This is a genomic window from Tolypothrix campylonemoides VB511288_2 (assembly GCF_045999855.1).
Taxonomy (GTDB): Bacteria; Cyanobacteriota; Cyanobacteriia; order Cyanobacteriales; family Nostocaceae; genus Scytonema; species Scytonema bouteillei_A.
The window spans coordinates 110,238-123,564 of sequence record NZ_JBFPMW010000021.1 but is presented as its reverse complement, the minus strand read 5'-3'; the positions used below and the strand labels follow the sequence as shown (position 1 = coordinate 123,564).

At 41.3% G+C, this 13,327-nt stretch carries 5 protein-coding genes and 1 pseudogene; 2 read left to right on the top strand and 4 right to left on the bottom strand.

What is annotated here, in order from left to right; all coding sequences use genetic code 11:
- A pseudogene (locus AB0756_RS38225) lies at positions 1–840 on the top strand (CHASE2 domain-containing protein); the annotation flags it as partial.
- On the opposite strand, the gene AB0756_RS38220 reads toward AB0756_RS38225, so the two are convergent.
- Entirely contained in the window at positions 731–4,447 is a 3,717-nt protein-coding gene (locus AB0756_RS38220) for a two-partner secretion domain-containing protein (protein ID WP_408019942.1), read from the bottom strand. The pseudogene AB0756_RS38225 and the gene AB0756_RS38220 sit on opposite strands and share 110 nt — an antisense overlap.
- Positions 4,448–4,494: 47 nt before the next feature.
- On the bottom strand, positions 4,495–8,217 hold the full coding sequence (locus AB0756_RS38215; protein ID WP_408104047.1) for a two-partner secretion domain-containing protein: 3,723 nt from the start codon (positions 8,215–8,217) through the stop codon (positions 4,495–4,497).
- Positions 8,218–8,573: 356 nt separating this feature from the next.
- Here AB0756_RS38215 and AB0756_RS38210 point away from each other — a divergent pair, with 356 nt between their 5' ends.
- On the top strand, positions 8,574–9,320 hold the full coding sequence (locus tag AB0756_RS38210; RefSeq protein WP_038091046.1) for a DUF928 domain-containing protein: 747 nt from the start codon (positions 8,574–8,576) through the stop codon (positions 9,318–9,320).
- 280 nt (positions 9,321–9,600) lie between these two features.
- On the opposite strand, the gene AB0756_RS38205 is transcribed toward AB0756_RS38210, so the two are convergent.
- Together AB0756_RS38205 and AB0756_RS38200 are read right to left on the bottom strand one after the other, a co-directional pair.
- Complete coding sequence (locus AB0756_RS38205; protein ID WP_038091043.1) at positions 9,601–9,927, bottom strand: helix-turn-helix domain-containing protein; 327 nt, start codon at positions 9,925–9,927, stop codon at positions 9,601–9,603.
- Positions 9,928–10,019: 92 nt separating this feature from the next.
- Positions 10,020–12,716 carry a CHAT domain-containing tetratricopeptide repeat protein gene (locus AB0756_RS38200; RefSeq protein ID WP_038091042.1) on the bottom strand — a complete coding sequence of 899 codons (2,697 nt, stop codon included), beginning with the start codon at positions 12,714–12,716 and terminating at the stop codon, positions 10,020–10,022.
- Between the last annotated feature and the right edge of the window lie 611 nt (positions 12,717–13,327).

Genomic DNA, 13,327 nt, shown 5'->3' with positions numbered 1-13,327 from the left:
GCTTTTGCGTTTTATCAACGCGATCGCGCCATGCAGTCCCAACTCAACGAACGCCAACGCACTATCGACCATGCATTTACTCTCATTCACAACGGACCTCTGCAAACACTTGCTAATGCTTTAAGATGCGTTCAAGAGCAAGATTTTCCCCAGGATAAATTACACGGTCAATTAGAAAATCTCGACCAAGAAATTCGAGCCATAGGCGAACACTTGAAATCAGAAGCCCTCAATCAAGAAGAAAGCCTTCTTTTAGGAAGTGGCTTAAAACTCGATTTAAAACTTCCCATTCACGAACTCTTCTATGAAGTTTACACCAGTACGCTAAAACGAGATCTCACCCATTTTCAAAATCTTAAATTGAAAACCCGCGCCTTTGACCCTATTGAAGAAAAATATTTAAATATCGAACAGAAACGAGAACTCTGCCAATTTTTAGAAGAAGCCCTATGCAATGTTGGCAAACACGCAGTAGGAGCCAAACGCATCCAAGCCACTGGCAAAGAAAACGAAGGCTGGTATACTCTCAGCATTAAAGATAATGGGTGCGGGATTGGTTCAAATACAGAAAATAAAGGAACAAAGCAAGCTATAAACTTAGCGAGAAATTTGAGAGGTCATTTTAAACGAGAATCTGTTACTCCTCGTGAAACTTTGTGTGAATTAACCTGGTCTTTAAGAGGTCGTAAAGGTCAGATCGAGAATTGGCTCAAACCTCTTTTAAAAGTCTTTAATCAGAACATTCCCGGCTCAAAACAAACTGACCAGAAGGTAAACGATAGACACCCTGTGCTTCCACAATCGGGTCGCCTTTCTGCCAAGGACGACGAGTCAAGTTAACGGATGGAGCAGTATTAGATACAGTACGCACAGTGCCAAAAGTATACTGCGACATCAAAGCATCTCCCGGACGAGAAGGTAAACCACCAGAACCCGTAATAACAAAACTCCCCTCTTGCGGGCGAGAACCGCGTGCAATGCAACTATTGGCAATCAAACTTGCAGTATCCACCAATTGAGCTTCCAACGGTACTAATTCTTGGTTTAAGTTGAGGTTTTGGGTATCGAGTTGCGTTGTACCACTGATGCCAAATTCAGATTTAGTCGTGATATCACTTAAAGGCGTAGTCTCTTGGCGGCGTTGAATACCATAGATATTCAAGGCTTTAATATTTATTCTGCCTCCATTACCTTCAGAAGCATTGGCGGTAATATCGCTGTCTTCATTAGGAATCGCAACAATGACGCCATTCAGCACATTGATGTTAATGTTACCGCCATTGCCACCTCGCTGTAAAGTCCCCGCCGTAGCCGTTATACTGCTTTTATTACGCAATAGCAAATAATTTTTGATATTTAGGGTAATATTTCCACCCTCACCAGAGGTAGTCTCAGTTGAAATTCTTCCTTGTTTGTCAAGACGAATCGAGCGAGCATCCACTTGGATATCGCCAGCCCTAGCAGCCTGTGACCCTTCTACCCGAGCAAATAAACCGCTATCGGAACCACCATTAGAGATGACAACATTGCCAGTTGCATTCACAGTAATGTCACCCGCAGATCCAATACCAAAAGCAGTTGTCTCAAGTCTTGCACCAATCAGGTCGAGATCTTTGGCATTAACAACAATGTTACCGCCAAGACCATTGCTGCTCGTCTTTGCAAATATTAAAGCATCTTGCAACACTAGAGAACCCTTGACATCTAAATTGATTTCGCCTGCGTTACCTGTGCTTTCAGTATCGCTACTGATAGTTCCACCTGTAATTATCAGATTGCGAGGACTACTAATGCTAATAGTACCTGCATTCCCCTGACCCTGTGTGGTGGTACTTACACCAGCTTTTTGAAATTCTATAGAAGCGGTTTCAATATTGATTTCTCCACCTTTCCCGGTGCTATCTTTCTCCGCAACGCTATAAATTCCTGCCTCTTCCATCTTCAAAGAATTTGCTCTTATACTAATTTTCCCCGCCTCACCGCCACTCGAAGTGTTTGCTTTTACATCCACCTTATTAAGTACAAAAGAACCTGCGACATCAAAACTAATTTCTCCGGCTTTACCTGTACTCGTTGTATTGCTACTAACTTCTGCGGATTCTATTCGTAATTCCTTTGCTCTTATACTGATTTCGCCCGCCTTACCTGCGCTCGAAGTACTGCTACTGATAGTTCCACCTGCAATTGTCAAATCGCTCTGACTACTAATGCTAATAGTACCTGCATTCCCCTGACCCTGTGTGGTGGTACTTACACCAGCTTTTTGAAATTCTATAGAAGCGGTTTCAATATTGATTTCTCCACCTTTCCCGGTGCTATCTTTCTCCGCAACGCTATAAATTCCTGCCTCTTCCATCTTCAAAGAATTTGCTCTTATACTAATTTTCCCCGCCTCACCGCCACTCGAAGTGTTTGCTTTTACATCCACCTTATTAAGTACAAAAGAGCCTGCGATATCAAAACTAATTTCTCCGGCTTTACCTGTATTTGTTGTATTGCTATTGATTCCTGCTGATTCTATTCGTAATTCCTTTGCTCTTATACTAATTTTTCCGGCGTTTCCCGTGCCTTGAGAGTCAGCATTTATACCACCGCCTTGAAGTATCATATTATTGTTGGCTCTAATGTTAATTTCTCCCGCGTTACCCGTGCTACCTTGTTCAGTTTTGCTATCAATTCCTCCTTGAATATCTAAAGAATTAGCTATTATACTAATTCTCCCACTGTTACTCGGTCCTTTTGTATTTGTAGCGATACCTCCACCATTGAAAGTAAAAGAGTCTGTAACATTAATATCAATTTCTCCAGCTTTACCCGTGCTCGTCGTGTTGCTGCTAACGCCCGCTCCTTCTATTTGTAATGTCTTTGCATGAATGTTAATCTTTCCTGCATTTCCCTGACCCTCTGAATTAGCACTTATACCTGCGTTCTTGATTGTTAGAGACTCTTTAACATCCAAGGTAATTTCACCCGCGTTTCCTTGACTATTGGATTGTGTGTTGCTGTTGATACCTGCTTCTGTGACTTCAATAGAATTGGCAGTAATGTTGACTTTTCCAGTATTACCAACGCCTCTAACTGTTGTTCCAATTCCGGAATTATGGGCTATCAATTTATCAACTTCAATTTTTATGTCTCCGGTATTACCCGTACTAAAAGAATTGGCACTAAAGCCAGAACCCTCCTCGAACAGCAGAGAATTCGTTTTCACATCTATCTGTCCGCCCTTACCCGCACCGAAGCTATCACTCCCAAGCCCACTGTTTTCCTCTACAAAAATAGAATCAGCTTTAACAATAATATCGCCAGCTTTTCCAGCTCCTCTTTCAACCGATTGAGTTTGAGTTCCCGCACCTCCAGTATTCTTCAATTTTATGCTTTTAGCATCCAACTGAATTGTTCCACTATCTCCCGAACCAAAGGTATAAGAGGAAATACTTGACTTGTTAATCGCGATGGAATCCCCAACAAGACTAATTTCTCTCCCATTTCTACTGCCAGTCGTATTTGCTTGTACAAGAGTCTCAGAGGTAAAATCAATGTTTTTACCTACGATCGCAATTTCCCCTCCCCCAACTCCAGTTGTCCCAATAAAGCTTTTGTTAGAAATATTAATATCTGCAAAAGAAGTGTTAGCGCGATCGTAACCCACCTTCCAACCTTCTGTTACTTGGTTAAGACTTACATTTCCATTGCTACCAACACTACCGATTTCAACACGTCCTACAGGTGCTTTGAGAATAGCACCTTCAAGAGAAATATTTCCCGACAATAGCGCTAGAGTTTTTCCTTCGCGAACTTCCAACCCCGGACGTTGACTGTCCAAAGAAAAACCGGGTTGAGCATTAACAACCCGGTCGATAAAATCTGACTGATAATTAAACTCATGCCCAATTCCTTTCACTGCGATCGCCCCTGGGTTGGAACCGAATTGCAAGCCAGCAGGAACACTTACAGTTAACAAAGAGTTCGCTCCTTCAGGCTTTGCCCTAAATTCCGTCCCATCTGCAAATTTAAGACTATTTGCAGTACTTCCAATAAACGAACCACCTATATCTAGGCGAGCATTACTACCAAACACAATTCCGTTAGGATTTATCAAAAACAGATTTGCTGCTCCGTTGGCTCGAATCAATCCATCAATATCAGATATTGACCCACCTGTTACCCTGGTAATAATGTTTTGTATGTCAACTGTATTGTTAAACCAAGCTGTGTTACCTGTCTTCACAGAAAACTCTTGAAAACTGTGAAATAGGTTCGTTCCTGCAATCGTTCCGCCAGTAATATTTATGGTGTTACCGTCTGGGATGACAATGGAATTATTTGGTAGAGTCGCATCTGGCGTAATTTGAGCCAATGTGCTGTTTGACCAAAAAACTAATACACTCGCGATCGCAATCTTCAGTCCACTCAACCACTTTAGACGTGCAGATACCACCGACATCGCACTCTCCTCGCTATTCAGGGGCAAGAACTCCATTTAGTATATATTCAATCAACACACTCCCGGCTCAAAACAACTTCACCCGAATGTAAACGGTAGACACCCTGTGCTTCCACAATCGGATCGCCTTTCTGCCAAGGACGACGAGTCAAGTTAACAGATGGAGCAGTATTAGATACAGTACGCACAGTGCCAAAAGTATACTGCGACATCAAAGCATCTCCCGGACGAGAAGGTAAACCACCAGAACCCGTAATAACAAAACTCCCCTCTTGCGGGCGAGAACCGCGTGCAATGCAACTATTGGCAATCAAACTTGCAGTATCCACCAATTGAGCTTCCAACGGTACTAATTCTTGGTTTAAGTTGAGGTTTTGGGTATCGAGTTGCGTTATACCACTGATGCCAAATTCAGATTTAGTCGTGATGTCACTCAAAGGCGTAGTCTCTTGGCGGCGTTGAATACCATAGATATTTAGGGCTTTAATATTTATTCTGCCTCCATTACCTTCAGAAGCATTGGCAGTAATATCGCTGTCTTCATTAGGAATCGCAACAATGACGCCATTCGGCACATTGATGTTAATGTTACCGCCATTTCCACGTTGCTGTAAAGTCCCCGCCGTAGCCGTTATACTGCTGTTATTACGCAATAGCAAATAATTTTTGACATTTAGGGTAATATTTCCACCTTCACCAGAGGTAGTTGCAGTTGAAACTACTCCCTGTTTGTCAAGACGAATCGAGCGAGCATCCACTTGGATATCGCCAGCCCTAGCAGCCTGTGACCCTTCTACCCGAGCAAATAAGCCACTCTTGGAGTTACTGCTGCCAGTGATGACAACATTGCCAGCCGCCTTCACAGTAATATCGCCCGCAGAGCCAGTTCCAGAGGTAGTGGTCTCAATTCGTCCACCAGGAGCCATCTCGAGATTTTTGGCATTAACAACAATGTTACCGCCAAGACCATTGCTGCTCGTCTTTGCAAATATTAAAGCATCTTGCAACACTAGAGAACCCTTGACATCTAAATTGATTTCGCCTGCGTTACCTGTGCTTTCAGTATCGCTACTGATAGTTCCACCTGTAATTATCAGATTGCGAGGACTACTAATGCTAATAGTACCTGCATTCCCCTGACCCTGTGTGGTGGTACTTACACCAGCTTTTTGAAATTCTATAGAAGCGGTTTCAATATTGATTTCTCCACCTTTCCCGGTGCTATCTTTCTCCGCAACGCTATAAATTCCTGCCTCTTCCATCTTCAAAGAATTTGCTCTTATACTAATTTTCCCCGCCTCACCGCCACTCGAAGTGTTTGCTTTTACATCCACCTTATTAAGTACAAAAGAACCTGCGACATCAAAACTAATTTCTCCGGCTTTACCTGTACTCGTTGTATTGCTACTAACTTCTGCGGATTCTATTCGTAATTCCTTTGCTCTTATACTGATTTCGCCCGCCTTACCTGCGCTCGAAGTACTGCTACTGATAGTTCCACCTGCAATTGTCAAATCGCTCTGACTACTAATGCTAATAGTACCTGCATTCCCCTGACCCTGTGTGGTGGTACTTACACCAGCTTTTTGAAATTCTATAGAAGCGGTTTCAATATTGATTTCTCCACCTTTCCCGGTGCTATCTTTCTCCGCAATGCTCTCGATCCCTGTATTTTCAATCTTCAAAGAATTTGCTCTTATACTAATTTTTCCTGCATCCGCGCTACTCGAAGTGTTTGCACTTACACCTACCTTATTAAGTACAAAAGAGCCTTTGACATCAAAACTAATTTCTCCAGCTTTACCTGTATTTGTTGTATTGCTACTCACTCGTGCTGATTCTATTCGTAATTCTTTTGCAGTTATACTAATTTTTCCTGCATTTCCCGAACTATTCGAGTCAGCATTTATACTGCCGCCTCGGAGTACCATATTATCTGTGACCTGAATATCGATTTCTCCCGCGTTTCCCGTGCTACCTTGTTCCGTCTTGCTATCAATTCCTCCTTGAATATTTAAAGAATTGGCTTTTATATTAATTCTACCGCCGTCACTTGGTCCTTTTGTGTTCGTAGTTATACCTCCACCATTGAAGGTAAAAGAGTCCGTAACATTAATATTAATTTCCCCTGCTTTATCCGTGCTCGTCGTGTTGCTCTCAATTCCCGATTCTTCTATTTGTATTGTCTTTGCATGAATGTTAATCTTTCCTCCATTTCCCTGACCCTCTGAATTAGCACTTATACCTGATTGTTTAACTGTCATAGATTCGTTAACATTTAAAGTAATTTCACCAGCATTCCCCTGACTATTTGATTCGGTATTGCTACTGATACCTGACTTTGTAAGCTCGACAGAATTGGCAGTAATGTTGACTTTTCCAATACTACCTACATTTTTAACTGTTGTTCCAATTCCAGAGAAACGGATTATCAGTTTATCAACTTCAATTTTTATGTCTCCAGTATTACCCGTACCAAAAGCATCAGCACCAAAATCAACATTGTTTTCAAGTCGCAGAGAATTAGCTTTAACATTTATCTGTCCGCCATTACCCGAACCAGAGCTATGACTTTCCAATCCACCAAAATTTTCAATCACAAACGCATCAGATCGGACAGTAATATCGCCTGCTTTTCCTGCGCCTATTTCAAATGATTTAGTCTCAGTAAATACTCCACCGTTGTTCTCGAACCGAATACTTTTAGCATCAAGTTGAATTTGTCCGCTATTTCCCGAACCAAAGGTATAAGAACCAATATTTGACCTGTTAATACCTATTGAATCACCAACAATACTAATGCCGACCCCGCTTTTGTTGCTAGTTGTATCCGCTCTGACGATATTCTCAGAGGTGAAACTGATATTTTTACCTGCGATCGCAATTTCCCCTCCCCCAACTCCCGTTGTCTGGATAAAGCTTTTGTTTGAAATATTAATATCTGCAAAAGAAGTGCTCGTGAGATCGTAACCCACCTTCCAACCTTCTGTCGCTTGGTTCAAACTGACACTACCATTGCTACCAACACTACCGATTTCAATACGTCCTGCGGGTGACTTTAAAATCGCGCCTTCAACAGACACATTTCCACCTATCAGGGCGAGAGTTTTTCCCTCACGCACTTCCAATCCCGGACGGTTCGTTTCCAGACGTTTAGCAGGTTGATTGGAATTAATAAGACTGATAATATCTTCTTGATAATTAAACTCATGCCCAATTCCATTTACTGCGATCGCCCCTGGGTTGGAACCGAATTGCAATCCTACAGGAACACTTACAGTTAACAAAGAGTTTGCTCCTTCAGGCTTTGCTCTAAATTCCGTCCCATCTGCAAATCTGAGACTATTAGCAGTACTTCCAATCAACGAACCACCTATATCTAAGCGAGCATTACTACCAAACACAATGCCATTAGGATTAATTAAAAACAGATTCGCTGTTCCGTTGGCGCGAATCAATCCATCAATATCAGATATTGACCCACCTGTTACCCTGGTAATAATGTTTTGTATGTCAACCGTATTGTTAAACCAAGCTGTGCTACCTGTCTTTACAGAAAACTCTTGGAAACTGTGAAATAAGTTCGTTCCTGCTATCGTTCCGCCAGTAATATTTATGGTGTTACCGTCTGCTGTGACAATGGAATTATTTGGTAGAGTCGCATCGGGAGTCATTTGAGCCAATGTGCTGTTTGACCAAAAAACTAATACACTCGCGATCGCAATCTTCAGTCCACTCAACCACTTCAGACGTGCAGATACCGCCGACATCGCACTCTCCTCGCTATTCAAGGGCAAGAACTCCATTTAGTATATATGGTGCAAGCGATCGCAACTTATGCATTGTCTGACAGATTCTGGAACTGAACTTTAGTGCAGGTAATCCCCAATCAAATAGTCAGTTAATAACTAAATTTTGAACTAGTGACAAAGTACAAGCGATCGTAGTATTGAGTTAGTAAGCGTCATTTAAGCCGATCGCCAATCGGACAACTCACGTATTCTATCGATAATCTTTATCAAAATCCCCTGACTTTTTTAGTAAGTTTTTCCCTAAATCTTTATTTCTTAGTTTGTAATTCATTCACAGTAAATTAAATAATGAACAATATACGTCGGAGGGAGATATGAAGGCTCAAATCTTGTGGTTGCTCATCAAACGTATCAATAGCAAACTCAATTTAGGTTTGCTCATAAGCTTATTCCTGTTTGTTTCTCCAGCTATAGCTGGTTATGTACCTCCCCGAAGCCAAAAACCTCCCAGCGATTACACCACCTCAGGAGGACCTAGAGGATGTCCCGGAGAACAAATACCCCTGACAGTCCTTGCTCCTAAAGCTCATGTTGGACATACAGCTTCCAAACATCCTACCTTTGCTTGGTTCTCCTACAGCCCTCGCAATACAGAATTTTGGCTTTTTGAGTTTGAGGCGAATGGTAAACCCAAACAAGTAGGCGAGCCGATTAAATTGCAAGCTTTAAAGGGAATTAACAAGTATTCTCTTCCAGAAAATCATCCTGGATTAAGCGTCGGGAAACGGTATCTTTGGCAAGTCGCCATCTCTTGTCCAAATGGGAATTTAATGCAAAAGGCAGAATTTACGGTTGTTGAAATGTCATCGGATATCAAAAGTAACCAACCAAAAACAGGTAACATTTCTCAACGAGCCAATTTTTACGCAGAGCGAGGTTTATGGTATGACGCACTAGGAGAAGCGCTCAGTGTAGTACCACCAGGGGAACTCGGAGCAGTTGGTGCAGCCCTGGTAGAATCTCTAGCGCAATCTGAAGGGCAAAGAGGACAGTCTGAGGACAGCCAAGAACTTCAACAAAGAATTGAGAGTTTAAAAGCGATCGCAATCCGGGCAAAATGAAACACAATCTTCAGTCAATACTGCTCGGTTAGGTGTAGAAAAAGAATAAAATTTTAGACTGGTTGCGCGAGTAAGCCTTAACCCGGTTTTTAGAAGCGGTAGAGCTATCCAGACAAAGGCAGGTATTTGGAAGTGACTCAGGTAGGGCATAAGTATATTTACTGTGTAATTGCAAGTGGGAAAAAACAGGGTTCGCCAAGGATTTACACCCCCGATGAAATTTCACCATGGGCTAGCTAACCATCTCTCAAAACTCTTCGCCGTCGCGAGCATGACGCGCTTATGAATCGTTATTCTGTAACGCGACTTGGTTTATACATACCTCCATATTCGGAAAACGCGCTATAATCACGAGTTCCCCGCCCATCGCTTCTATCACTTTCTTTAAGTGGCTGACGTGGATATCCTTTCTGTTTTCCATACGGGATACCGCAGCCTGCTTAATCCCAAGTTGCTCGCTTAAATCCGTCTGGTGCAGGTCAAGAGCTTCGCGCAGTTCCTGAAGGGTCATTTCTTCGTGCAACTGGTTAATTAAAGAAGCGATTTTTGCCTTTCGTTCCGGCGAAAAATCTTTTGTAAGTTCTGAAAATGGTTTATGTCCTGTCATAACTTGCCCTCTTTCTTCAATTCCTCTATATACTCGTCATAAAGCCTGTCGGCTAGGGGTATGTATTCCTCATAAAAAGCGAACGTACAGTGTTAAAGCCAGTTACCGCTTAGAATAAACGGTGCCCAGTAAGCAGGGTTATCATATTGGTCATTCAAGCTATCTATTTTCTTAGCGTTAATCAGTTTCAGCTGAGCTTGGCGCAAAGCCTCTGCCTTACTCACTCCCGATTTGCGGAAGTTATCGTAAAACGCAGATATTAAGTGAAACGTAGAGTCGTCGTTAACAGACCATAGAGTTGCCAGCGCACTTTTGACCCCAACCTGCAAGGCGACACCAGCCAAACCAAGAGTTGCACGGTCATCTCCTACAGCCGTTTGACAAGCAGTTAATGTCAGTAATTCCACTGAGTTCAGACCCCCATTAACTTGGCGGAGAGTATTTTCTAACTCCTTAATTGTGAGTTTGTCGTTATCTCCTGCAACGAGAAAAGTATCCTCTGCAATGATGCCAAACTGAGCGTGAGTTGCAATGTGAATAATCGGATAAGCAGTTTTCTTGAGTTCTTTTCCTAAATTATTACGGTTAAAACTGCTATTTACTAAAACTTTACTATTTGGAAAGAGTTGTTGAACATTTTTAATTTCCGAACTCACTTTTGGTAAAATAGGGTAATCTATTTCATCAACTTTAACTTTTGTAGTTACGCCTAAGATTAAAGCTCGACTGTGTTGACGGTTTAGTTGTTGGGATGCTGTCAAACGCAAACTGGGAGTTGTAGCAATAGCATACTTCTCAATTAAGTATTGCTTTCCATCATAAAGCGCAGCCATTGGAATACTGCGAAAGAACCCATCTTGAATAAAAACAAGAGTTTTGATATTTTCAGCAGCTAAGTTAGCTTTATTTTCAATTTTTTGAAAAATTTTACTATATAATTTTTGAGATGCTTGCTTAATATTATCATCACTTATTGTTTTATCTCCATCTCTCAGGAATTGGCTGAAGTTTTGAATTTCTTTCTCCAAATCCTCGCGTTTTTCATTTATCCATTCAACTTGCTGAGTTCCATTAGGTAGATTCAGCACAATAGCAGTCCGATTGTCAAAAATAATAGAACTCAAAACAGCAGTATTTTTTTGTAAGAGTTCTTTAGGATTTTTAGAGTTATTAATAGCTGATATAACACAATCATTACCAAAGTAATTTTGTAATTCTGCTAGTTTTAAAGAATCTATAGTTTCCAAAGCAGTTTTTAGCTGCTCGTTTCGATTTTCTGGTTCAATAGATGATATCTCGGCTATCTCCAATCTTAACTGAGCCAATTCACGGTAAAGAGGCTCAACGACATCTCGAAAATCAAATTGTAAATCGCGATCGGCTTCTAAAAGATCGCTGCGAATTTCTTCTAAAGTAGAGTAGGCTTCTTGATAAGCTGTAACAGCTTCTGATTTCTTGTTTTGTTTGTTAAAAATTCGTCCTACTTGCCATTGCCATAAATAAAGACTGTCTTTTGCCTTTAATTTTTGGTCAGCTTGCCAAAGTGCTTTCCGAGTCAATTCTAAAGCTGGCTCATATTGCTGACGACATTCATAAAAATGACCCCTAGCTCCATTTGCAAAAGATAGCGATCGCGAGTCTTGAATATTATCAGCAACCTTTACTGCATCTTGAAGGAGTGCGCTTGCTTGCTCATCTGATAGTTGTCGTTGAAGAGGACACTGAGTTAAAGGCGAACTCACGGGTTTAGTCACAACTGGAAGATTGGCTAAATCGACTGTTATATAAACTTTACTTGTAGAATCCGGTAATTTCTCCCGCAAGGCTAAAGCTTTTTCCACTGCTTTATTAAACTGAGTTGGTTCGGCTTGAGTGCGGTAGTAAAACTGAATTAAATTCATCAATACTCGTATTTGAGCAACTTGGTTATCTTGAGAGCCAGCTTTTTCAAAGCTAGACTGAAACTTGTTCAACGCTTTCTGGTAATCACTTTTAGATTTCTGTTGAAATTCATCAACCTTTTGCACGCTGCTTTGTTTTGCAGACTCAGCACGCAGATTCCAAAGTTCCGCCCGACTCACATAAGCATTACCCAAACTATTCAGCACTAAAAAATCAAAGCCCTTAGGAGCAATCTTTTCAGCACTTTCAAGATACTGAATAGATCGGTCATAATAACCCACCAGACGGTAAGCTTCTCCAAGACTTCCCAACGCACCTGCTTCACCCGTGCGATCTTTCGAGAATCGAGTCAGGAGCAATGCGCTTTCTTGACGACAATCTGAATTTTTTTCCACCTCCTTTGATGGCTCCTCTTGCGGTTCGCCCTGAAGGACACCACACAACAGAGCGATCGCCTTCCTGGGTTGCCCCAAGCTATTGTATACTTGAGACTGCTCTATCAGCATGCGTCCTACCTGCTGTACATCTCCTACTTGGCGGTAGTGAGCGATCGCTTTATCCCAATAGGCAATAGACTTATCCATTTGACCCACTTGTTGATATGCTCTTGCCAAATTTTCTAAAACCACCGCCTCACTTGCGCGATCGTGAGTATCCTTATAAATCGTTAAAGCTTGTTCCCAGTCTTTAATTGCACTCTGCAATCGTCCCACTTGGTAATTTTCAACACCCTGCTGCACCAATAGTTGACCAGCATCAGGAGTTTGTGCGCGTACCACTTCCCCTATAAGTACTGCATGATTCAGCCACAAGCAAAAAGTCAGACTGCAAAGAAAGAGAAATCCAAGCGATCGGCGTTGAATATACCTGCGGTATTGGTTAAGCACAAATCAACTCCTATGTAAAGATAAAAACTTATTAACTCATTTCACTCCAATTCATAATTCATAGTACCTCTTATAAAAAACTTTTTTTTCCTAGCCAATACCTGAACTAAAGTTTAGGTAATATCCCCATCTAATAGTCAGGCAATAACTAAATTTTCGGCTAGTAACAAGACACGACAAATCGTAGTAATCTGTTAGCAACTCTCAGTGAGAGCTTGCCACGCATGATTTGGATGTTGGAAAAAACAGAAGAGTGCATTTAAAAAAACTGGATTTGATATTCAAACCAGCATATAGCAATCCTAAGTCATTTGTAAAAAATTTGGATTGCTGATGACTAATGGCTAATTGCTTTTTGACCATTAGCCATTAGCCGTCTTCACTCTTATTTTTATATTTCATTTAGGACTGTTATAAATTGTAAGTGCATTATTTAGTGCTTTCTCGTATCTTAATAATTAATACTGAATACTGACCTTCTAACAAAGTTGACTTGTCAGTAGAAATATTCCGTGATAAGTTGCGTTTCTAGTGACAAGTAAAAATACTATATTTCTTGCTAATGTTTGGTTTCAGGAATGCATTCAAATGTACTGTAAAATATGGGGTTA